This window comes from Paracoccaceae bacterium (assembly GCA_019454225.1).
Classification (GTDB): domain Bacteria; phylum Pseudomonadota; class Alphaproteobacteria; order Rhodobacterales; family Rhodobacteraceae.
In genome coordinates this window covers 2,283,270-2,306,093 of the sequence record CP075370.1, presented here as the reverse complement: position 1 = coordinate 2,306,093, position 22,824 = coordinate 2,283,270, and the positions used below count along the sequence as shown (strand labels likewise).

Here is a 22,824-nt window from a genome sequence, read left to right as displayed (position 1 = left end):
CCCTCACTCGGCGGCCATCCGTGCGCCCGGCACGCCGCCGCGCGGTGCCCGACGGGCGCGCGGGGCGGCATCGGGCACGATCTGCGCCAGCACCTCGGCCGAGGCGACGACCCCCGGCAGCCCTGCCCCCGGATGCGTGCCTGCCCCCACCAGATACAGGCCCGGCAGTTCCTCGGACACGTTGTGCGGACGGAACCACGCCGACTGCAGGATGCGCGGCTCGATCGAAAATCCCGAACCCAGCGGCGACAGATAGCGGTCGCGGAACGTCTCGGGCGTGAAGACCAGGCTCTCGGTGACACGGCCACCCAGCCCGGGCAGCACCCGTTCCTCCAGCATCGCCTGCACGCGCTGGCGGTAGGGTTCGGCCTCGGCCGCCCAGTCCACCCCGTTGTCATGGCCCAGGTGCGGCACGGGCGACAGGGCATAGAACGTGTCGTCGCCCTCGGGTGCGGCGGAAGGGTCGGTGACGGTAGGCCGGTGCAGGTACAGCGACATGTCCGGCGCCAGGCGCCCGCGGATGAAGATGTCGCGGATATGCTCGCGATAGCGCGGCCCGACCAGGATCGTGTGATGCCCGGCCCCGGGCCACAGGCCACGCGTGCCCTGCGTTCCGAAATACCACACGAACAGCCCCATCGACCACCGCGACCGCGCCAGCCGGGCGGACGTCCAGCGGCGCCGGGGCCGGTTGCGCAAGAGCCGGTCATAGGTGTGGCCCGCGTCGGCATTCGACACCACGACATCCGCCGGGATCACCCGGCCGTCGACCAGCCGCAGCCCGCGCGCCCGGCCCCCCGCCACCAGCACCTCGTCAACCTCGGCGTCCAGGATCACCCGGCCGCCCTGGTCGGTGACGGCATGGGCCATGGCGGCGGCAATCGCCTGCACGCCACCCATGGCGTAGTGGACGCCGAACGCCTTTTCCAGATGGTTCACAAGGATATACATCGAGGTGACGTTGAACGGGTCACCGCCGATGAACAGCGGATGGAACGACAGGGCAAAGCGCAGGCGCTCGTCGGTCACGCGCCGCGCGGCGTGGTCATAGACCGACCGGTCCGCGCGGTGCCAGCCGAAGCGGGGCAGCGCCTTCAGAAGGTCGCGGAAGGCATGCATGGGCCGCCGCCCCAGATCCTCGTAGCCGAACCAGTATCGCGCCTCGCTGTCCCTGAGGAACCGGTCATACCCGGCCAGATCGCCGGGCGACAGGCGCGACACCTCGGCCCGCATCGCGGCCGTGTCCTGCCGGGCGGTGAAATGCGACCCGTCCGGCCACAGGATGCGGTAGAACGGGTTCATCGGGCGCAGGTCGACATCGGCGTCGAAGTCCCGCCCCACGGCGGCCCAGAGATCGCGCAGGCCCTGCGGCACGGTCACGATGGTCGGGCCAAGGTCAAAGCGGTGCCCGCCCCGGGTGATCGACGATCCGCGCCCGCCCACGCGGTCCAGCCGGTCCACCACGGTGACGGCATAGCCCTTTGCGGTCAGCCGCATGGCTGCGGCCAGCCCTCCCATCCCGGCCCCGATGACAGCGGCGCGGGGCTGCGGGGAATCGGTGGGATCCTGCGGCGTATCGTTCAGCATGGGGAAATGATAAAGTGTCCAGTCAGATTTACAAGTTCGGCGTTGGCGCAGATCGCCGTGCAGTATTCATATCGTTTTTTCCCTGACTGGACTTTCCTTGAACGGGAATTACTGTCAATCTGGCCTGACAGGTGGGAACGCGGTCCTTCGTTCCGCCGGGCAGGCCAGAGGGGCCCTTGCAATGCAGACCGTCACGCTCAGCCTGTTCCGCTTCGGTCGCCTCGGCGACCGGCTGTGGGTGCTGGGTCAGATGGGCGCGGCGCGGCTCGATTTCGCGCGGATGCGCGACGCGACCTTCTGGAAGCTCTGCGGTTCGGGCACTGGCGAGGGGTTCACCCCCCGCCCCAACACCGCCGTCTGGGCAATCCTCGCGGTCTGGCCCGACCTTGCCACCGCGCAGGCCCGGGTGACCGGCGCGCCGGTCTATGCCCGCTGGCACGACCGCGCGGCCGAGGCCTGGACGATCTATCTGACGCCGCGCACGGCGCGCGGCGCCTGGGCCGGCGTCTCGCCCTTCGATGCCGTCCCCGCCACCGAGGATCCGCCCGGCCCGCTGGCCGCGCTGACCCGCGCCACGCTGCGCCCGTCCCGCATGCTGCGGTTCTGGGACCGCGTGCCCGACATTTCCGCAGCCATCGGCGCCGACCCGAACGTGATGTTCAAGATCGGCATCGGCGAGGTGCCCTGGCTGCATCAGGTGACCTTCTCGATCTGGCCGGATACCGCCGCCATGGCCGCCTTCGCGCGCGGCGATGGCCCGCATGGCCGCGCGATCCGCGCCGTGCGCGAGGGTGGCTGGTTCCGTGAAGAACTCTATGCCCGTTTCCGCATCCTCGGCACGGCGGGCACCTGGGGCGGCGGCGATCCGCTGGCCCGCCTGCCCCTGCCCGCCCTTCCCCAACCGGACCTTGCCGCATGACCAGCCAGACCGCGATCGTCGCCCGCACCGCCCCGGCCCCCTTCCCCTTCACCGCCATCGTCGGGCAGGAGGACATGAAACGTGCCATGGTGCTGACCGCCATCGACCCCGCCATCGGCGGCGTCCTGGTGTTCGGCGACCGGGGCACCGGCAAGTCCACCGCGGTCCGCGCGCTTGCGGCGCTGCTGCCGCCGATCCGCGCGGTCGAGGGCTGTCCGGTCAACTCCGCCGATCCCGCGCAGGTGCCCGACTGGGCCACCACGGCGACGCGACGCATCGTCACGCGCCCCACGCCGGTCATCGACCTGCCGCTCGGCGTGACCGAGGACCGGGTGGTCGGCGCGCTGGACATCGAGCGCGCCCTGACGCGCGGGGAAAAGGCGTTCGAGCCGGGGCTTCTGGCGCGGGCGAACCGCGGCTACCTCTATATCGACGAGGTGAACCTGCTTGAGGATCACATCGTCGACCTGCTGCTGGATGTCGCGCAGTCGGGCGAGAACGTGGTCGAGCGCGAGGGCCTGTCGATCCGCCACCCGGCGCGTTTCGTGCTTGTCGGCTCGGGAAACCCCGAGGAGGGCGAGCTGCGCCCGCAGTTGCTGGACCGGTTCGGCCTGTCGGTCGAGGTGCGCAGCCCCCGCGACGTGGCGACGCGGGTCGAGGTGATCCGCCGCCGCGACGCCTATGAGCGCGACCGCGAGTCCTTCCTGAAGGCCTGGAAGGGCAAGGAGGGCGCGCTGCGCCGACGCATCGTGGCGGCGCGGGATGCCCTGCCTGCCGTTGCGACCCCCGATTCTGCGCTCGAGGATTGCGCGACCCTGTGCATCGCGTTGGGGTCGGACGGGCTGCGCGGGGAGTTGACACTGCTGCGCGCGGGCCGGGCGCTGGCCGCGTTCGAGGGGGCCGATCGCATCGGCCGAGCGCATCTGCGCGCCGTGGCACCCATGGCGCTGTGCCACCGCCTGCGCCGCGACCCGCTGGACGAGGCGGGCAGCGGCGCCCGCGTGGCGCGCATCCTGGACGAAACGCTGCCCGCAACGCCGGACCGGTGACGATGGGCCGCGTCCGCCTCCCCGCTGCCGCGCCGCTCTCGCCGCGATCCGGCGAAAGCCCGGCGCCGGGCTCGCGCGGACAACCGACGTGACGCGCGGCACCTTCCTGCCCTGGGCCCGGATCGAGGCCGCGGTGACCCTGCTGGCCGTCGATCCTGTCGGGCTGGGCGGCCTGTGGCTGCGTGGCCGGGCTGGCCCGCTGCGCGACCGGGTGGTGGCGGGCCTGGCCGCCCTGCCGCGCCCGCTGGCCCGGCTCCACCCCGGCGCCGGGGACGAGGTGCTGACCGGCGGGATCGACCTTGCCGCCACGCTGGCCGCGGGCCGGGCCGTCCGGTCGCAGGGGCTGCTGGCGGGCGACCCCGCGCTGATCCTTGCCATGGCCGAGCGTTGCCCCCCGGGGCTTGCGGCCCGGCTTGGCCAGTGGATCGACGCGGGCGGCGGGCCGGTGATCGCGCTTGACGAGGGCGTGGAACCCGATGAGGCGCCACCCCCGGCCCTGACCGAACGGCTGGGCCTGTTCATCGATCTCGACGGTCTCGGCTGGGGCGAAAGCCGCGAGATGCGCATCGACCCCGCGCGCCTTGCCGCCGCCCGTGCCCGCCTGCCCGACATCGGCCTGCCGTCGGACCCGCTGTCCGCCATGGTCCGGGCGGCGGCGGACCTGGGCATCGCCTCGCTGCGCGCACCGCATCTTGCGCTGGCCGCCGCCCGCGCCTCGGCCGCCTTCCGCAATGCGGGCGAAATCCGAGAGACCGATCTGGCATTGGCGGCCGGGCTGGTCCTGGCGCATCGCGCCGCCGTCCTGCCCGAGGCGGAACCCGCCGAGCCGCCGCCCCCGCCACCCGAATCCGGTGACGAGGACGAGAACAACCGCACCCCGCCGCCCGAGCCGTCCGGCATTCCGGCGGATTTGCTGCTTGACGCGGTTCGCGCGGCGCTTCCGGCCGATGTTCTGGCCCGCCTCGCCGCAGGCCGTGCCGCGCGGGGCGCCAAGGGCGCCAGCGGCAGCGGCGACCGGCACCGGGGCAATCGCCGGGGCCGCCCCCTGCCGCCGCGCCCGGGCATGCCCGATGGCGCCGCCCGCATCGACCCCGTGGCAACGCTGCGCGCCGCCGCCCCCTGGCAGCCGCTGCGCCGCCGCCTGACACCCGACCGCCCCGGCGTCCTGATCCGGCGCGAGGATTTCCGCCTGCGCCGGTTCCACGAGGCATCCGACCGCCTGCTGATCTTTGCGGTGGACGCTTCCGGCTCGGCGGCGCTGGCGCGGCTGGCCGAGGCGAAAGGCGCGGTCGAGGTGCTGCTGTCGCAGGCCTATGCCCGACGCGACCATGTGGCGCTGGTCGCCTTTCGCGGCACCGGGGCCGAGGTTCTGCTGCCGCCGACGCGCTCGCTGGTGCAGACCAAGCGCAGGCTGGCCGCCCTGCCGGGCGGCGGCGGCACCCCGCTGGCCGCCGGGCTTTCGGCGGCCATGGACCTTGCCCGGCAGTCGCGCGGACGGGGGATGACGCCAACGATCGCGCTGCTGACCGACGGGCGCGCCAACGTGTCGCGCGCGGGCAAGGGCGACCGCGCCCTTGCCATGTCCGAGGCCACCGCAACCGCACGCGGCATCGCGGCCCTCGGCCTGCCCGCGCTGGTCATCGACACGGCCAACCGGCCGCAGCCCGACTTGCGCGCGCTGGCCCTGGCAATGGCGGCCACCTACCTGCCCCTGCCGCGCGCCGATGCGCGCGTGATGGGCCGGGCGCTGGCGGCCGCGCTGGGAACCTAGCGGTGGCGCGGGCCGCCCCCGCCGCGGGCACGGGTGCCCCGCCGCCCGACCTGCCGCCCGACTGGCCGCACCGGTCGCTGTCGCATCAGGTGGGCGCCACGCTGCACCGCTGGCATGTCCAGATCGCAGGCGATGGCCCGGTCTTGCTGCTGCTGCACGGGGCGGGCGGCGCGGCGATGTCGTGGCGCGGGCTGCTGCCGATCCTTGCCGGCCGGTTCCGCGTCATCGCGCCCGATCTTCCCGGCCAGGGGTTCAGCCGTTCGGGCCGCAGCGACCGCTACGGCATGGATGCCATGGCGCAGGATCTCGCCGCGCTCTGCGACCGGCTGGGCAGCCCGCCCGCCGCGATCGTCGGTCATTCGGCAGGCGCCGCCCTGGCCCTGCGCATGGCCGAGGCGCGGCCCTGCCCGGTCGTCGGGATCAATGCCGCGCTCGGCACCTTCCAGGGCCTTGCCGGGGTGATGTTCCCGGCCCTCGCCCGGGCCTTCAGCGCCGCGCCCTTCCTGCCGCAGGTGGTCTCCTCGCTCGCGGCGACCCCCGCGCGCATCGCCGCCCTGCTGGCCGCCACCGGGTCGAGGATCGACGACGACGGGGCCGACCTTTACCGCAGGCTGGTGGCGCGGCCCGCGCATGTCGAGGGGACGCTGGCGATGATGGCCGCATGGCGGCTGGAACCGCTGCTGGCGCGGTTGCACGCACTGCGCTTTCCCGTGCTTCTGGTGGCGGGCGGCAATGACCGCACCGTCCCCGCCGAGATCTCGGCCCGCGCCGCCCGCGGCATTCCCGGTGCGGCGCACGCCCTGCTGCCCGGCCTCGGCCACCTGGCGCAGGAAGAGGCGCCAGAGGCCGTGGCGGCGGCGATCATGCCGTTTCTCGCGCAGGCGGCGGCGCCGCAGGACAGACCGCATCCGCGGCACGCCTGACCGCCCTGCGCTGCGGCGACGGGGTCAGCGGCGGGCGGGCGGCGCCTGCACCACCTTTTCCGCCAGGTCACGGGCGATCGCATAGGCGCCCTTGATGCGCTCGGCCTCGGTCCTGAAGCTGGCGGTCTGCACCACCTTGTTGCCCTGAACCCGCGCCGCCCCGGCCTGCGCCTTCAGCCAGTCCACCAGCCCCGCCGGATTGGCGAAACGGTCCTGGTGGAACTGCACCGTCGCGCCCTTGGGCCCCGCGTCCAGCCGGGCGATTCCGGCACGCTTGCACATCGCCTTGATGCGGACGACCAGCATCAGCGTGTTCACCTCGCGCGGCAGCGGCCCGAACCGGTCGATCAGCTCGGCGGCAAAGCCCTCAAGCTCCACCTTGCTCTGCAGGCCGGACAGGCGGCGGTAGAGGCCAAGGCGCACGTCCAGATCCGGCACATAGTCCTCGGGGATCAGCACCGGCACGCCCAGGTTGATCTGCGGCGCCCACTGGTCATCGGCCTCGGTCAGCCCGCCGATCTCTCCCGACCGCAGCTTGCGGATCGTGTCCTCCAGCATCTGCTGGTAGAGTTCATAGCCCACTTCGCGGATGTGGCCCGACTGTTCCTCGCCCAGCAGGTTCCCGGCGCCGCGCAGGTCAAGGTCGTGGCTGGCCAGCGTGAAGCCCGCCCCCAGACTGTCCAGCGACCCCAGAAGCCGCAACCTCTTGGTCGCCTGCGGGGTCAGCGGCGCGCGGGGTTTGGTGGTCAGATAGCAGTAGGCCCGGGTCTTGGCCCGCCCCACCCGGCCCCGGATCTGGTAAAGCTGCCCCAGACCGAACATGTCGGCCCGCCAGATCACCATGGTGTTCGCCGTGGGGATGTCGAGCCCCGACTCCACGATCGTGGTCGCCAGCAGCACATCATGTTTGCCGTCGTAGAACTGGTTCATCCGGTCATCCAGATCCCCGGCGGCAAGCTGCCCGTGGGCGATGACATAGCTCGCCTCGGGCACGTGGCTGCGCAGGAAATCCTCGATCTCGGGCAGGTCGGCGATGCGGGGCACGACAAAGAACGTCTGCCCGCCGCGATAGCGTTCGCGCAGGATCGCCTCGCGGATCGTCACGGTATCGAATTCGGACACATAGGTCCGGATGGCAAGACGGTCGACCGGCGGCGTCGCGATGATCGACAGGTCGCGCACCCCGGTCAGCGACAGTTGCAGCGTGCGCGGAATCGGCGTGGCCGTCAGCGTCAGCACATGCACCTCGGACCGCATTTCCTTCAGCCGTTCCTTGTGGGCCACGCCGAAATGCTGTTCCTCGTCGATCACCAGAAGGCCCAGATGCTTGAACCGGATGGCCTTGGCCAGCAGGGCATGGGTGCCGACGACAATGTCCACCGACCCGTCCGCCAGCCCCTCGCGCGTGGCCGCCGCATCCTTTGCCGACACGAAACGCGACAGGGGCCGGACGCGGACCGGAAACCCCCGGAACCGCTCGGCAAAGCTGCGGTAGTGCTGGCGGGCCAGCAGGGTGGTGGGGCAGACCACCGCCACCTGCATTCCCGCCATGGCCGCCACGAAGGCCGCGCGCATCGCCACCTCGGTCTTGCCGAACCCGACATCGCCGACGATCAGCCGGTCCATCGGCGATCCCTTGTCGAGGTCGGCCATGACATCGCCGATGGCGGAAAGCTGGTCGTCGGTCTCGGTATAGGGGAAACGGGCCGCAAAGGCCTCCCACATCCCGTGCGGCGCCTCCAGCACGGGGGCCTTGCGCAATGCCCGTTCGGCGGCAATCCGCATCAGCCGGTCGGCGATCTCGCGGATGCGATTCTTGAGCTTGGCCTTCTTGGCCTGCCAGGCGCCGCCGCCCAGCTTGTCCAGCAACCCCTCCTCATGGCCATAGCGCGACAGCAGCTCGACGTTCTCGACCGGCAGGTACAGCTTGGCCGCCTCGGCATATTCGATCGCCAGGCATTCATGCGGCGCCCCAAGCGCGGTGATGGTCTCCAGCCCCAGATAGCGGCCCACACCGTGTTCGACATGCACCACCAGGTCGCCGGGCGACAGGGCGTCGGCGTCGCGCAGGAAATTCTCGGCCTTGCGGCGACGCTTCGGCTTGCCGACCAGCCGGTCGCCCAGGATGTCCTGTTCCGACACCACGGCAAGGCCGGGCGCGGTGAACCCCGCCTCCAGCGCCCAGACCACCAGGAACAGCCCCCGCTCGGGCAGCGCCCGCAGGTCGGCAACCGGCATCGCGTCGCGGATGCCCTGATCCGTCAGCAGCCCCGCCAGACGCTCGCGCGCGCCCTCGGACCAAGACGCGACAACCACCGGCCCGGCTTCGCGCAACACCCGAAGATGATCGGCCAATGCCCCGAAAAGGTTCAGGTTCTCGCTCTGCCGCTCTGGCGCGAAATTGCGTCCGGCGCGGCCCCCGGCATCCAGCACCCCCGGCCCAGGCGACTGTGGCAGCGGCGACAGCCGGATCACCCGGCGGGGCGCAAGCTCGGCCTCCCAGGCCGCCTCGTCCAGATACAGCAGGTCCGGCGGGCAGGGCTTGTAGACCGTGTCGATCCGGCCCTTCGCCCCCATCGCCTCGCGTCGCGCGTCGTACTGGTCGGCAATGCCGTCCCACCGCGCGATCCGCATCGCCGGCACCGCATCGTCCAGCATCACCGCCGCATCCGGCACATAGGCAAAGATCGTGTCCAGCCGGTCGTGGAACCACGGCAGCCAGTGTTCCATGCCCTGATGCTTGCGCCCGGCGCTGACCGCTTCGTACAGCGGATCGCCCGACCCGCCCGCACCGAATTCGGCCCGGTAGGTCTGGCGGAACCGCGTGATCGCGGCCTCGTCCAGCACCACCTCGCTGACCGGCGCGAGGTCGATGCGCGACAGCTTTTCCGTCGTGCGCTGCGTCTCGGGGTCGAACCGCCGCAGCCCGTCCAGCTGGTCGCCGAAGAAATCCAGCCGCACCGGCCCCGACGGCCCCGGCGGAAAGATGTCGACGATCCCGCCGCGCAGCGCGAAATCGCCCGGCTCGGCTACGGTCGAGGCCGGCGAGAACCCCATGCGCGCCAGGAACGTCCGCAGCGCGCCCTGGTCCATGCGGTCGCCCACCCGGGCTGCAAGGCTGGATGCGGCGACGGTGTCGCGCGCGGGCACGCGCTGCGTTGCCGCGTTCAGCGTGGTCAGCAGCACGAAGGGGCCCGCCACCCCCTGCGCCAGGGCGGCCAGGGCCGCCATCCGCCGGGACGAGATGTCGGGGTTGGGCGATACCCGGTCATAGGGCAGGCAGTCCCAGGCCGGAAACTCGATCACCGGCAGATCGGGCGCCATCACCGCCAGCGCATCGCGCATCGCCGCCATGCGCTTGTCGTCGCGCGCGACATGCACGACCGGCGCGCCGCGCCCGGCCTCGCGGGCCAGAAGACGGGCGTCGAAACCCTCGGGCGCACCACCGAGCAGGATTCGGGCAGGGTCGGACATGCGCGGTCAGGTATCAGGCCGGGCGCCGGGGGCAAGGGGCTGCACACCCGCTGCGGGCGTCAGGCGCCGATCAGTAGGCCCCGATGTTCAGGTTCTGGTACATGCCCCACAGCGCGGTGGCAAAGATCGCCACCACGCCCACACCCTGCACCGCCATCCGGTGCAGGGTCAGGCGGCGCCACAGCGCCGGGCCGCTGGCCGCCTCGGCCTCGATCCGCAGCGCGGTGCGGAACGACAGCAGGCCCACCACCGTCATCGGCCCGGCCAGCAGCAGCACCGCCTGCGCGAATTCCTGCCGGTACCAGAACCCCATGATCATCAGCGCCGTCAGCATGAACGCGATGATTGCCGTCAGCCACAGCCCCGACACCCGCACGATGTAGAGGATCCGGCGCGCGTTGATCCGCACCAGCGTATCCAGATCCTCGGCCGCCGTCCCGCCATGGCGCCGCGCCCGGGCCACCATGTCGAACGGCACCCCCAGCACCCAGTGGCTTGCCGAGGACCACAGCACGGCAACCGCGATCCAGAACCACAGGTTCGAGAAGGATCGCATGTCGATGACTTCGAAGACGGTCTTGGTCCAGTCCACGCTTGCGCCGATCCCTTCCAGAGGCCCGCCCGCCGGGCCCCGCCACTTTGGCTTGAGCCGCGCGCCTTTCCATGGCAGGCAACACCCTGGGGCGCAACCCCCCCGCCCCGTCGGGCAGCACCCGACCGCCACATGGGACACGACCCGATGCAGCCAGTCCACGCCCCCTTCCCCGGCACCCGGTTCCGCCGCCTGCGCCGCACCGATGCCCTGCGCCGCCTGGCGCAGGAAAACGTGCTGACCACGGCCGATCTGATCTGGCCGATCTTCCTCTGCGACGGGACCGACATCGCCGATCCGGTGGCCTCGATGCCCGGCGTGGCGCGGCTGTCGCTGGACCGCGCGGTGGCGGCGGCCGAGGAAGCCGCCGAGCTCGGCATTCCGGCGCTCTGCCTGTTTCCCTACACCGATCCCGCCCTGCGCACCGAAACCTGCGAAGAGGCCTGGAACCCCGGGAACCTGGCAAACCGCGCGATCCGTGCCATCAAGGCCGCGGTGCCGCAGATCGCGGTGATGACCGATGTCGCGCTCGACCCCTACAACGCCAACGGGCACGACGGGCTTGTGGTCGATGGCGTGATCCTCAACGACGAGACGGTCGAGGCCCTGGTCCGCATGAGCCTGGCACAGGCCGACGCCGGGGCCGACATTCTCGGCCCCTCCGACATGATGGACGGCCGCATCGGCGCGATGCGCGACGCGCTGGAACAGGCCGGGCACGGGGATGTGGCGATCCTGTCCTACGCGGCGAAATATGCCAGCGCCTTCTACGGCCCGTTCCGCGACGCGGTGGGCGCGGGATCGCGGCTGGTGGGCGACAAGAAGACCTATCAGATGAACCCCGGCAATTCGGACGAGGCGCTGCGCCTGGTGGCGCGCGACCTGGCCGAGGGCGCCGACATGGTGATGGTCAAGCCGGGGATGCCCTATCTCGACATCTGCCGCCGGGTGAAGGACGCCTTCGGCGCCCCGACCTATGCCTATCAGGTGTCCGGCGAATACGCGATGATCCGCGGCGCGGCCGCGAACGGCTGGATCGACGGCGAGAAGGCCATGGTCGAAAGCCTGCTGGGCTTCAAGCGCGCCGGGTGCGACGGCATCCTGACCTATTTCGCGCCGGCGGTGGCGCGCCTGCTGCGCGGCTGACCGCGCGCAGAGCCCCCGGCGCCGCGCAGCCCGATCGGCGCCCCCCCGCCGCCCCGCCGCGCAGGGCAGGTGACAGGCCGCACCCCTTGCGCTATATCTTGCGTGCAGGGACCGCAGAGTCCCAAGGATAACCGGGCAGCGAGGCGGCAATGGGCAAGATACTGGGACGTCGGACAATTCTGCTGGGCGGTGGCGCGGCGCTGCTGTCGGCCTGTGCCAACGGTGTCGGCACCGACAACGCACAGCGGCTGGACGCGCGGGTTGATGCCACCCGCGACTTCCTGTTCTCGCGCTATCCCGGCACCCGCGACCTCGCGGGCAAATCCTTCGGCGTGCTCTACATGCCCCTGATCACCGAGGCCGGGTTCGGCATCGGCGGCGGCTATGGCAGGGGCGCGCTGCGCATCAACGACATCACGGTCGACTACTATTCCGCCACCCGCGCCACCTTCGGTTTCCAGATCGGCGCCCAGCAATATGCCCACGCCCTGTTCTTCCTGACCGACGCGGCGCTGTCCGAGTTCCGCCGCTCGCCCGGCTGGGCGGTCGGCGCCGACGTGCGCTACGCCACCCCCGAACAGGGCGCGTCGCTCGGCAAGGAAACGACCGAGATCAACCCGGTCATCGCGCTCGTGTTCGGGCAGTCTGGCCTGATCGCGGGCGCGACGCTTGCGGGCGTGAAATACAGCCGCATCATTCCCTGAGCCGGGCCCCGAACCGCGCCCCCAACCGGGTCAGACCGCCGGAAGGCTCAGGCGCCGCCGCACCGGCCGGGCAAACGGCCGCCCCGTGCTTTCGACAAGGCTGACCGCGGGCGCGTGGACACCGCCAAGCGCCAGCGTCGCATCGCGCAGCGCCGCGATCCCCTCGTCGGCCCGCGCGGGCAGGTCGGCGGCGGCGATGGGCGTGCCGACGGTCACCCGGAACGGCTGGGTGTCCTTGTTCAGCACCTCGTGGAACAGGGTGATGTCGCGCAGCGTCGGGTGGATCAGGTCGAACAGGTAGAACAGCGCCGAGTTCCGTGCCCGCAGATGGACCGGCACGACCGGCACGTCGAACTTGCGGGCGATAGTGGCGGCCGAGGCCATCCAGGGACGCTCGTGCAGCCGCAACCCCACCCGTTTCGCCAGCCGCCCCGAGGGGAATATCACGCCCAGCCGCCCGGCCTGCATCGCGGCGCGGGTGAACTCCATCGTCTCGCGGGTCTTCTGGTGGCTCCGCTTCTCGGCCCGCCACTCGACCGGCGCGATCACCCCGGCCATCTGCGGAAACACCCGCAGGATATCGCGGTTGGCATAGTAGAACAGGTCGGGCCGCAGCGGCGACAGAACCCGGTGCAGGATCACCCCGTCGGCGATCCCCGTGGGGTGGTTCGCAACGATCAGCGCGCCGCCGTCGCGCGGCAGATGATCAAGGCCCGACACCTCCACATCGCGCGCCACGAGGTCGGCCACCAGGTCGAAGCAGGCCGCGGCGGGCAGGTCGCGCATCATCTCGGCCAGGGCGATGGTGCGCCCATAGCCCAGCATCCGCATGAGAACACGGAAGGCCAGCCGGTCCCGCGCACGCCCCGAGAACAGCCAGGGTGCGCGTTCGGCGATCAGGGGGTCGATTCGGTCCCGCATGCCGCCAGAAACCACGCCCCGGTGACGTCGGCATGACGCTGCATCGGCACCGCCTGCACCCGGTCCGCCGGTTCACGGGGCTCGGGACGACGAAGATCGCCGTCCTGATCGTCGCGCAGGCGCTTGTCCTGCCGAAGGCGGCGGCGCATGGCGGCAGGTGCCGCACAGGCCAGCCCCCGGGAACTGCTGCCACATGGACAACCGCGACGGCCGCGTCCACGGCCGCTGACCGGCCGTCGCGCCGCGCGGTCTCAGCGCCCGCCGGTGACCTCGATCGTGGTCCCGGTCACATAGGTCGCATCCTCGACCAGCCAGCGGATCGCCTCGGCCACCTCGTCCACCCTGCCCGGCCGCCGCATCGGGATCGCGGATGCCAGCCGCGCCGCACGGTCGGGGTTGCCGCCCTTGGCATGGATTTCGGTGTCGATCACGCCCGGGCGCAACGACACGACGCGCACGCCCTCCGGCGCCATCTCGTCCGACATGCCCTTGGCCAGCGTGTCGAGCGCGGCCTTCGACGCCGCATAGTCGGCATATTGCCCGCCGCTCCCCAGCCGGACCGCGACCGAGGACACAAGCACAATCGCCCCGCCCGGCCCGCCCGCCGCCGTCGACAGGCGCCGCCCCGCCTGCCCCGCGCACAGGATCGCCGACACCGTGTTCACCGTGAACATCCGCACCAGGCGCGCCGCCGACATCTCGGTCACCCGGGCGGGAACGTCCACGATCCCCGCGTTCACCACCATGGCGTCAAGCCGGGGAAAGGCCGCGTCGAAGCCCGAGAACAGGGTCTCGACCGCGGCCGGATCGCCCAGGTCTGCGGGCAGCAGCACCGTGCGGGCGCCCACCGCGCCGCAATCGGCGGCCACGGCCTCGGCCCCGGCGCGGTTGCCGCCGTAATGCAGCGCGACATCCCAGCCGCGCCCGGCCAGCAGCCGCGCCGCCCCCGCGCCGATGCCCGACGACGCGCCCGTGATCAGGACGACCCGTCTCATCCCAGCATCCGCCCCGCCATTTCCGCCAGATCGCGGCTGACCCCGGGACTGGCCAGCATCCGCTGCAATTCGCCCCGGATCAGCGCCTGGCGGTCCGCGTCATAGCGCGCCCAGGTCTCGAACGCCGTCGACATCCGCGCCGCCGTCTGCGGGTTCACCGGGTCCAGACGGATCAGCCAGTCGGCCACCGCCCGATAGGCCGCCCCGCCCGCCTCGTGGAATCCCGCATGGTTGCCGGTCACCGCGCCGATCACCGACCGGAACCGGTTGGGGTTCTTCCAGTCGAAATCGGGCCGCGCCGTCAGCCGCGCGATTGTCGCGGCCGTGTCGCCCGGTCCCGCGTGGATCACCTGCAGGGCAAACCACTTGTCCATCACCAGCCGGTCGCCCCGCCACCGCGCCTCGAACAGGCCCAGTTCCTCCTGCCCCCGGCCGATCTCCAGCAGGATCGACAGCGTGCCCTGCTGTTCGGTCATGTTGTTCGCCGCGCGGAAGGCCGCCGCCGCAGCCGCACCGCCGTCCAGCCGCGCCTGGAACCCCAGGGCCGCCAGCCGCAGCGCCCGCCGACCCGCCCCGGCCGCGCCGGGGGTAAAGGGCCCGGGCTCGCGCAGCCCCTCGATCAGGCCGGGCAGCCCCGCCGCCAGCCGCCCCGCCACGGCCTGCGCCGCCCGCAGCCGCACGGCGCGGATCGCCGCCGGGTCCGGCACATGCCCCGCGTCATGCAGCGTCTGCGCCATGTCGTCGTCGCCGGGCAACCGCAGCGCCAGGGCGCGGAACGCGGGGTCCAGCCCCTCGTCAAAGGCCACGGCGGCCAGCGCATCCAGCCAGCCCGGCCCCGGCGCCGCACCTTCGGTCACCATGCGCGCCAGCACCTCCTTGGCCAGCGCGCGCCCCGCCTCCCACTTGTTGAACGGGTCGGTGTCATGTGCCAGCAGGAAGGCGCGCTCCTCGGCGCCGACCTCCCGGTCCAGGATCACCGGCGCCGAGAACCCCCGCAGGATCGACGGGATCGGCCGCGCCGCCAGCCCGTCGAACACGAACGACTGTTCGGCCTCGGTCACCTCGCACAGCGTGGTCGGCAAGACCTCGTCGCCGTTCGGGTTCAGCAGGCCCACCGCCACCGGGATCACCTTCGGGTCCTTGCGCGGCTGGCCGGGGGTCGGCGGGTTCTCCTGCCGGAAGGTCAGCACATAGCGGCCGCCCGATCCGGCAGGCTGCCAGTCCTCGGTTACATGCAGCCGCGGCGTGCCTGCCTGCGTGTACCACAGCCCGAACTGCGTCAGGTCGCGCCCGGTGGCATCCTCGAACACGCGCAGCCAGTCCTCGATGGTGCAGGCCTGCCCGTCATGCCGGTCGAAGTACAGGTCAAGCGCCCGGCGATACCCGTCCTCGCCCACCAGCCGCTTCAGCATGCCGATCACCTCGGCGCCCTTCTCATACACTGTCGCGGTGTAGAAGTTGTTGATCTCGATATAGGAATCGGGCCGGACCGGATGCGCCAGCGGCCCCCCGTCCTCACGGAACTGCCGCGCGCGGAGCGTCAGCACATCCTCGATCCGCTTCACCGCGGCAGACCGCATGTCGCCGGTGAACTGCTGGTCGCGGAACACCGTCAGCCCCTCCTTCAGGCACAGCTGGAACCAGTCGCGGCAGGTGATCCGGTTGCCCGTCCAGTTGTGGAAATACTCATGCGCCACGATCGCCTCGATCCGCGCGAAATCCTCGTCGGTCGCGGTCTCGGGCAGGGCCAGCACATACTTGGAGTTGAAGATGTTCAGCCCCTTGTTCTCCATCGCCCCCATGTTGAAGTCGTCCACCGCGACGATGTTGAACACGTCCAGATCGTATTCGCGGCCATAGGCCGTCTCGTCCCAGCGCATCGACCGGATCAGGCTGTCCATCGCATAGGCGCAGCGCCCCTCATCCCCCGGGCGCACCCAGATGTTCAGGTCCACCTGCCGCCCCGAGGCGGTGGTGAACGCCCCCCGATGCGCCAGCAGGTCGCCCGCCACCAGCGCGAACAGATAGGCGGGCTTGGGCCAGGGGTCGTGCCATTCGGCCCAGCCCGGACCGGACGCCACCGGATTGCCGTTCGACAGCAGCACCGGCAGGTCGGCGTCGATGCGCACGCGGAACGGCGCCATCACGTCGGGCCGGTCGGGGTAATAGGTGATGCGGCGGAACCCCTCGGCCTCGCATTGCGTGCAGTACATGCCGTTCGACATGTAAAGCCCTTCCAGCGCGGTGTTGTCCACGGGGTCGATCTCGACCTCGGTCTCGATCACGAAGGGCCCCCCGGGCAGCATCGCCGCCGGAAGGGTCAGGCCCGTCGCATCGGGCGTGATCGCCACCTCCCGCCCGTCCAGCCGCAGCGACAGAAGCCGCGGCCCCTCGCCGTCCAGCCGCAGGTCGCCCTGCCCCGCACCGAACCCGATCCGCGCGCCCACCCGCGTGCCCCGGGGTGCAAGCCGGAAGGCCAGGTCGACCCCGGTGACCGGATAGGGAAACGGCCGGTAGTCGGACAGGTGAACGGGGTCGCGGTCGTGGAACGTGTCGGGCATGGGAACCTCTCGGGGCGTCGTCTCGTCGCCCACAGATAGCCGCCCCCGGACCCGAGGCCAACGGTCCTCGGCACCCGATGGCTGCGGTGGGCGGGCACCCGGCACCGCCGCTTTCGCTTCGGGTTCGGGTTCGTTCGCGATGATCCCTGCGAATTCACCGCGCGCCCGCAATGCCGAAGCATCGACCAGGTGTTCCGGCACCGCGCCGATACCGCCTGCCGGGGACCAGCAGGCCGACAGCAGGCACAGGGTCAACCGCGAACGGCCATCGGCTCGGCATGGCCGCCGCAAGGACCGGGAATTCTTGACAAAGGGTTAAGGCGCCCACCCCAACCCATTGAAATCACTGGGTCCGAAAAATGTCCCACCGTGGGACGCTATCCGCACAGCCGCCCGTGTTCCTGCAGGGCAAACCGGTCCGTCATCCCCGACACATAGTCCGCCACGATCCGGGCCAGCGCCGTCTCGCCATCGACCGCCGCGATATCGGCCCGCCATTCGGGGGGCAGCAGCCCGGGGTCCGCCATGAACAGCGGGAACAGGTCGTTGATCACCGCCGTCACCCGCGCCCGTTCCCGCATCACCGGCTCGGCGCGATACATCCGGTGGAACAGGAACGACCGGACCGCCTTGAGTTCCTGATAGAGCGGCTTTGAAAACCGGATCACCGTCCCCTCCATCGCCCGGATCTCCTCGACCGACTGCGGCTGCGCCGCGTCCAGCCGGACCCGCGCCACGGCGATCACATCCTCGACCATCCGCCCGAACACCCGCCGCAGCGCCTCATGCCGCCGCCGCATCCGGTCAAGCCCCGGATAGATCCGGTCCACCTCCTCGAAGGCCGGGCCGGTCACCGGCAGGTCCATCAGGTCGGCCTCGTCGAACAGGCCCGACCGCAACCCGTCGTGCAGGTCGTGGTGGGAATAGGCCACGTCATCCGCGATCGCCGCCACCTGTGCCTCGGCACTGGCAAAGCTGTGCAGTTCCAGGTCCCAGTCGGCATTCACCTCGGCCAGCGCGTAGGGCAGCGGGCCCGCGTGCCTCGCATCGGCAAACGGCCCCGTCACCGGCCCGTTGTGCTTGGCGATACCCTCCAGCGCCTCCCACGTCAGGTTCAGGCCGTCGAAATCGGCATAGTGCCGTTCCAGCCGCGTGACGATGCGCAGCGCCTGCGCGTTGTGGTCGAACCCGCCATAGGGCGCCATCAGCGCGCCCAGCGCATCCTCGCCGGTGTGGCCGAAGGGGGTATGGCCAAGGTCATGGGCCAGCGCCACGGCCTCGGCCAGATCGGTGTTCAGCCCCAGCACCCCGGCGATGGTGCGCGCCACCTGCGCCACCTCGATCGAATGGGTCAGGCGCGTGCGATAATAATCGCCCTCATGTTCCACAAAGACCTGCGTCTTGTGCTTGAGCCGCCGGAAGGCAGAGGAATGGATCACCCGGTCGCGGTCGCGCTGGAACGGCGAGCGGAAGGTGGACATCTTCTCGGGCCAGCGGCGCCCGCGCGAGGCGTCGGGAGGACAGGCATAGGGGGCGGACATGGCGGCTTCTTGTTGCGGGGTCTCGCAGGTCCTATATTCGCCGCGTGACGGAATTCCTACAGGAATGGCGCTGATGGACCTGACCCTTCCCCCCCGTGTCACCGACCGCGCCTTTGCCCGCCTGGCCGAGATCGCCGACATGACCGGCGAGGACCGCGCACTGCGCGTCGCGGTCGAGGGTGGCGGCTGCTCGGGCTTTCAGTATGACATCCGGCTGGACGACCCGGCCGAGGACGACCTGATCCTGGAAAAGGACGGCCGCCGCGTGCTGGTCGATGCGGTGTCCCTGCCCTTCCTTCAGAACGCGGTGATCGACTTCACCGAGGAACTGATCGGCGCGCGCTTCGTGGTGCAGAACCCCAACGCAAGCGCATCCTGCGGCTGTGGCACCTCGTTCTCGATCTGAGGTCTAGTCACCCGCGGGCGCGGGATCATCAACCGCGGTGTAGGCAAGCCGCCGGACCAGTGCCCGGCGTTCCCAGGCGCAGGCCTCGCGCGCTGTCGCGCGGTCCAGCAGCGGTTGCCAGGGCGACGGGACACCCGGCTGCGGACAGCCGGCGCGGCGGCGCTGGCTGCAGGCTTCCTGCATCACGCGGATCACGCGGACCGTGGGGCAGACCACCGCCCTGTCGAAGTCGGCCTTGGCGAAGGCTGTCGTTCCCGTCCGGTCGACCGCGTCGATGTTGCGCCGGTCGAGCACGTCCCAGACATGGCGGTTGTAGCCTTCGAGCGAGCGCAGGGCATCGAAGCCGTGGTTGGTCAGGACGACGCCGTTGACGAAGTGGTTCCGGATGCGCTCGATCTCGTCCAGCGTGACGGTTCCGAAGTCCAGCGTGCGCTGCATCATGTGGCCGTAGCGCGACCAGGTTTGCCCGTCGTAGGGCGCGAGGTCGAACAGGGTGGAAAAGATCGCGTCGATCTCGCGCGGGTCGGCGACGGTGCCGTTCGCCTCGGCCGCGGCGAACAATGCGTCGGCAAGCTGGACAACCAGCGTCACGCTGCCCGGGTGGAAATCCACCGCCTCGCGCAGGCGCGGAAGCTCGGTCGACAGGGACAGGCGCGTCACCGGTCCGGGTGACGGGTCTCCGGGCTGCCAGCGCAACTGGTCGAGCATCGCCGCCGACTCGAGGTCAAGCGGCCCGCGTTCCGCCAGGGTCTCCAACACGGCAATCGCGGCCTGCGGGTCATGGAACGCGTACTCCTGCGCATGGGCGCGCCGCGCGTGGTCGAGCACGGGGTGGGCCAGGCCTTGCAGGGACTGCGCGGCAGCATCGCGCAGGGGCCCGTGATACCCGGCCCCGAACACGAGATCGACAACGCAGACCTCGGGCGAATAGTCGGGAACATCGGCGATGCGAGCCGCGTGGGCGGTGCAGGCGGTGACCGGCCAGTCTTCCGGCCCGCCGGACCACGCCGGCGACATGGCCCGGGCCGCGTGCATCAGGCTGCGGCGCGTCGGGTGAAGGTCCATGATCCGCGCGAATTCGCGCAGGCTTTCGCGGTGCTGCCCCGTGGTCAGCGCCGAGGCCATGAGAAGGTCGGAGGCCGGCAGCAGGCCGGGGGCAGCCGCGACGGCGCTGCGGGCCAGTTCAAGCGCCTCGCCATGCCGCAGGGCAAGCTGGCGCCCTGCCTCGGGATGGATCGTTTCGGCCACGTCGAGACCGCGCATCGCCCAGCCGGTGGCATGCAGGTACCAGCCCCGCGCGACCTGGGCGGCGGGATCGTCGGGCGTCTCGGCCAGCAGCGCGGCGCTGATCCGGCCGGCCGCGGGGTGGGCAGTGTCGAAGGCCGCGAAGGCGCGGCGCGAGTCCGCGGCGCCCTCCACCGCCAGCGCGGCGCGGACGGCCGGCAGGTCGCCCGCCCGGATCAGGGCTGTCACCTCATCCCGCAGGTCAGCCGTGGCGGGGCCGGGCATGGCAAGAAGGGCGGCGATCACCGGGGCGACGACACGGCGCATGACAGGTCTCCGGGCTGGAACAGGCGCGGCAAGGATGGCCGGGCAATGCGGCAGGAAGTTGGCAGCGGCCCGCACTGGCATTCCGCGCGGCGCGCGGCTAGGCTCGGCGTCATGAAGATCGCGACGTTCAACATCAACGGCATCAAGGCCAGGATCGAGGCGCTGCCGCGCTGGCTGGCGAACGAGGGCGCCGATGTCGATGCCGTCTGCCTGCAGGAGATCAAGTCGCAGGACAAGGATTTCCCGCGCGAAGTGTTCGAGAGGCTGGGCTACCGGGTCGAGACGCATGGGCAGAAGGCCTTCAACGGCGTGGCGATCCTGTCGCGCCTGCCGCTTGAGGATGTGACGCGCGGCCTGCCGGGCGACGGGGACGACGAACAGGCGCGGTGGATCGAGGCGACGGTGATCGGTGACCGGGCCGTCCGCCTCTGCGGGCTCTACCTGCCCAACGGCAACCCGGCCCCGGGGCCGAAATATGACTACAAGCTGGCGTGGATGGCGCGGATGCAGGCCCGGGCGCGTGACCTGCTGGCGACCGAGGAACCGCTGGTTCTGGCGGGCGACTACAACGTGATTCCCCAGCCCGAGGATGCCGCAAGGCCCGACGCCTGGACGAACGATGCGCTGTTCCTGCCCGAAAGCCGGGCGGCATTGCGCCGCCTGCAGCATCTTGGCCTGACCGACGCGATACGGACGCGGGATGAATCGGCCGGGCTGTTCACCTTCTGGGACTACCAGGCCGGTGCCTGGGAACGGAACAACGGCATCCGCATCGACCATCTGCTGCTGTCGCCGCAGGCGGCCGACCTGATGACCGATGCCGGGATCGACCGGGGGGTGCGCGCGGGCGACAAGCCGTCGGATCACGTGCCGGTCTGGGTGCGGCTCGACGCCTGAGGGTCAGGCGCGCCCCGCGTCACGTCATGGCCATAGAGCCAGTCGAACCGCCCCAGCACCGCGCCCGGCGCCATCGCCCCGGCCGCCCGCAGCCCCAGATGCGCGATCCCGCGCCAGGGCGCGCGCAGGTGATAGTTGCGGGCATTGGCGTCGGCGGCGGCAACCGTCCGCGCCACCCGCGCCGCCCGCGCGGCCTGATAGGCCGCCAGCCCGCTGGCGCGGTCGTCATGCCGGTCAAGACAATCGGCCAGCACCCAGGCATCCTCGAGCGCCATGTTCGCCCCCTGCGCCAGGAAGGGCAGCGTGGGATGCGCGGCATCGCCCAGGATCGCGACGCGCCCGCCGTCGTGCCAGGCCTTCGCCACCGGATGCCGGAACAGGCCCCAGAGCCAGACATCCTGAACCGCGTCCAGCCAGCCGCGCACCCGTGGCGCAAAGCCTTCGAAGGCCAGCCGCAGTTCCATTGGATCGTCGCGCAGCGACCAGCCCTCCTCGACCCAGCGGCGGCGTTCCTCGACGGCGACGATGTTGCGCAGGGTGCCGCCGCGCAGCGGGTAGCTGACCAGATGGCGCCCCGGCCCCATGTGAACCTCGGCCTCGGCCGGATCGGCAGGATCGCCGGGGATCGTGGCGCGCCAGGCAATCTGGAAGGTGAAGAACGGGGCCACGCCGCCGTTCAGCGCCGCCCGCACCCGCGAATGCAGGCCATCCGCCCCGATCAGAAGGTCAGGCCGCATCTGCGCCCCCTGCGCCATCGCCAGCAGGGGCCGGTCACCCGAAAGCTCCACGCGGTCCACCCGTTGCAGCAGGCGCAGCTCGACACCCGCCGCGCGCGCGCCATCCAGCAGCAGGGCGATCAGGTCCGCCCGGTGGATCAGGTGATAGCCCGGACCGGCGGGATCGCGGGCGATGTCCAGGCGCAGCACCTGCGACCCCGACAGGCCGTCAATCAGCCGCACCGCCTGCGCCCGCAGGCCTGCGGTCTCAAGCGCCGGGCCAAGGCCAAGCGCCCGAAGCACCGCCGCGCCGTTGGGGCTGACCTGAAGGCCCGCGCCGACCTCGCGGATGGCGTCCGCCTGCTCCAGCACGGTCACGCGCGCGCCCCGCAGGGCCATGGCGCGGGCCGCCGCCAGCCCCGCGATGCCCGCGCCCAGCACCGTGACCTCGGCCCCGCTCAGCCCCATCGCATCCTCCGCAACGAAAACGCCGGACCGCACGGGCCCGGCGCATGTGTCTTCGCCCGCATCCCGCGCGCTCAGTCGTCGCGGTGCACCCGTTCGCGCCGCTCGTGCTTTTCCTGCGCTTCCAGAGTCATCGTGGCGATCGGGCGCGCATCCAGACGCTTCAGGCTGATCGGCTCGCCGGTCGCCTCGCAATAGCCATACTCGCCGTTCTCGATGCGCCGCAGGGCCGCGTCGATCTTGGCGACCAGCTTGCGCTGCCGGTCGCGGGTCCGCAGTTCGAGGGCACGATCGGTTTCCTCGGAGGCGCGGTCGGTGATGTCGGGGACATTGCGCGCGCTGTCTTGCAGGTTGTCGATGGTCTCGGCCGACTGGCTCAGAAGTTCCTGCTTCCAGATCATCAGCTTGCGGCGGAAGTATTCCAGTTGCCGTTCGTTCATGAAAGGTTCGTTCTCGGCGGGGCGGTAATCGTCGGGAAGGAAAACTTCGGCCTTCATCGCTATCTCCTGATCGCCGGGCCGTGCCGACAGGGGGCTTGCTGTCATGACACGCTCCTGTTGGGCGCGTCTCTAGCGGATGGCGGTTGGCTTGTCACTAGCGGTTGCG

General features: G+C 71.2%; 19 protein-coding genes. 8 read left to right on the top strand and 11 right to left on the bottom strand.

Translation table 11 applies throughout. The features are described 5' to 3' along the window. Nucleotides 1–3: 3 nt before the first annotated feature. The gene (locus KF887_10920; GenBank protein ID QYK39977.1) at nt 4–1,587 is read right to left on the bottom strand and encodes a phytoene desaturase; all 1,584 of its coding nucleotides are present in this window, start codon (nt 1,585–1,587) and stop codon (nt 4–6) included. Nucleotides 1,588–1,768: 181 nt separating this feature from the next. Here KF887_10920 and KF887_10915 point away from each other — a divergent pair, with 181 nt between their 5' ends. The 4 genes from KF887_10915 (at nt 1,769) to KF887_10900 (ending at nt 6,249) form a co-directional block, all read left to right on the top strand. Next, a complete protein-coding gene (locus KF887_10915) occupies nt 1,769–2,506 on the top strand; it encodes a spheroidene monooxygenase (GenBank protein ID QYK39976.1) in 738 nt (245 codons plus the stop codon). Beyond that, on the top strand, nt 2,503–3,555 hold the full coding sequence (bchI, locus tag KF887_10910; GenBank protein ID QYK39975.1) for a magnesium chelatase ATPase subunit I: 1,053 nt from the start codon (nt 2,503–2,505) through the stop codon (nt 3,553–3,555). The genes KF887_10915 and bchI overlap by 4 nt, the downstream gene beginning before the upstream one ends. A 106-nt stretch (nt 3,556–3,661) precedes the next feature. Beyond that, nucleotides 3,662–5,326, top strand: coding sequence for a magnesium chelatase subunit D (locus KF887_10905; GenBank protein QYK43528.1), 1,665 nt, complete (start codon nt 3,662–3,664; stop codon nt 5,324–5,326). Between the two features lie 50 nt (nt 5,327–5,376). Beyond that, a complete protein-coding gene (locus tag KF887_10900; protein ID QYK43527.1) occupies nt 5,377–6,249 on the top strand; it encodes an alpha/beta fold hydrolase in 873 nt (290 codons plus the stop codon). Nucleotides 6,250–6,273: 24 nt separating this feature from the next. On the opposite strand, the gene mfd is transcribed toward KF887_10900, so the two are convergent. After that, entirely contained in the window at nt 6,274–9,723 is a 3,450-nt protein-coding gene (gene mfd / locus KF887_10895) for a transcription-repair coupling factor (protein ID QYK39974.1), read from the bottom strand. Between the two features lie 70 nt (nt 9,724–9,793). Next, nucleotides 9,794–10,315 (bottom strand): component of SufBCD complex, encoded by a 522-nt coding sequence (locus KF887_10890; GenBank protein QYK39973.1) that lies wholly within the window; start codon nt 10,313–10,315, stop codon nt 9,794–9,796. 147 nt (nt 10,316–10,462) lie between these two features. On the opposite strand from KF887_10890, the gene hemB reads away from it, so the two are divergent. Together hemB and KF887_10880 are read left to right on the top strand one after the other, a co-directional pair. Next, nucleotides 10,463–11,461, top strand: a complete 999-nt coding sequence (gene hemB, locus KF887_10885) for a porphobilinogen synthase (protein ID QYK39972.1) — start codon at nt 10,463–10,465, stop codon at nt 11,459–11,461. 149 nt (nt 11,462–11,610) lie between these two features. Further along, nucleotides 11,611–12,165, top strand: a complete 555-nt coding sequence (locus tag KF887_10880) for a twin-arginine translocation pathway signal (protein ID QYK39971.1) — start codon at nt 11,611–11,613, stop codon at nt 12,163–12,165. A gap of 30 nt (nt 12,166–12,195) precedes the next feature. Here the strand turns inward: KF887_10880 and KF887_10875 are convergent, their stop codons facing one another. The 5 genes from KF887_10875 to KF887_10855 all read right to left on the bottom strand — a co-directional run bounded on the left by KF887_10875 (nt 12,196) and on the right by KF887_10855 (nt 18,183). After that, on the bottom strand, nt 12,196–13,086 hold the full coding sequence (locus KF887_10875) for a lysophospholipid acyltransferase family protein (protein QYK39970.1): 891 nt from the start codon (nt 13,084–13,086) through the stop codon (nt 12,196–12,198). Next, nucleotides 13,062–13,235, bottom strand: a complete 174-nt coding sequence (locus KF887_10870) for a hypothetical protein (GenBank protein QYK39969.1) — start codon at nt 13,233–13,235, stop codon at nt 13,062–13,064. Before KF887_10870 ends, KF887_10875 begins: the two co-directional genes overlap by 25 nt. Nucleotides 13,236–13,337: 102 nt before the next feature. Further along, nucleotides 13,338–14,081 carry an SDR family oxidoreductase gene (locus tag KF887_10865; protein ID QYK39968.1) on the bottom strand — a complete coding sequence of 248 codons (744 nt, stop codon included), beginning with the start codon at nt 14,079–14,081 and terminating at the stop codon, nt 13,338–13,340. Continuing rightward, on the bottom strand, nt 14,078–16,642 hold the full coding sequence (gene pepN, locus KF887_10860) for an aminopeptidase N (protein QYK39967.1): 2,565 nt from the start codon (nt 16,640–16,642) through the stop codon (nt 14,078–14,080). The genes KF887_10865 and pepN overlap by 4 nt, the downstream gene beginning before the upstream one ends. Nucleotides 16,643–17,019: 377 nt before the next feature. Continuing rightward, nucleotides 17,020–18,183 (bottom strand): deoxyguanosinetriphosphate triphosphohydrolase, encoded by a 1,164-nt coding sequence (locus KF887_10855; GenBank protein QYK39966.1) that lies wholly within the window; start codon nt 18,181–18,183, stop codon nt 17,020–17,022. Between the two features lie 79 nt (nt 18,184–18,262). On the opposite strand from KF887_10855, the gene KF887_10850 reads away from it, so the two are divergent. Further along, nucleotides 18,263–18,589 (top strand): iron-sulfur cluster assembly accessory protein, encoded by a 327-nt coding sequence (locus KF887_10850; GenBank protein QYK43526.1) that lies wholly within the window; start codon nt 18,263–18,265, stop codon nt 18,587–18,589. Between the two features lie 3 nt (nt 18,590–18,592). Here the strand turns inward: KF887_10850 and KF887_10845 are convergent, their stop codons facing one another. Further along, nucleotides 18,593–20,140 (bottom strand): hypothetical protein, encoded by a 1,548-nt coding sequence (locus KF887_10845; protein ID QYK39965.1) that lies wholly within the window; start codon nt 20,138–20,140, stop codon nt 18,593–18,595. A 111-nt stretch (nt 20,141–20,251) separates the two neighbouring features. Between KF887_10845 and xth the strand changes: the two genes are divergently transcribed. Then, complete coding sequence (gene xth / locus KF887_10840) at nt 20,252–21,037, top strand: exodeoxyribonuclease III (protein ID QYK39964.1); 786 nt, start codon at nt 20,252–20,254, stop codon at nt 21,035–21,037. Here xth and KF887_10835 read toward each other — a convergent pair. Together KF887_10835 and dksA are read right to left on the bottom strand one after the other, a co-directional pair. Continuing rightward, the gene (locus tag KF887_10835; GenBank protein QYK39963.1) at nt 21,004–22,221 is read right to left on the bottom strand and encodes an FAD-dependent monooxygenase; all 1,218 of its coding nucleotides are present in this window, start codon (nt 22,219–22,221) and stop codon (nt 21,004–21,006) included. The two genes, xth and KF887_10835, sit on opposite strands and share 34 nt — an antisense overlap. A 71-nt stretch (nt 22,222–22,292) precedes the next feature. After that, nucleotides 22,293–22,715: an RNA polymerase-binding protein DksA gene (gene dksA / locus KF887_10830; protein ID QYK43525.1), complete on the bottom strand. Its 423-nt coding sequence runs from the start codon at nt 22,713–22,715 to the stop codon at nt 22,293–22,295. Between the last annotated feature and the right edge of the window lie 109 nt (nt 22,716–22,824).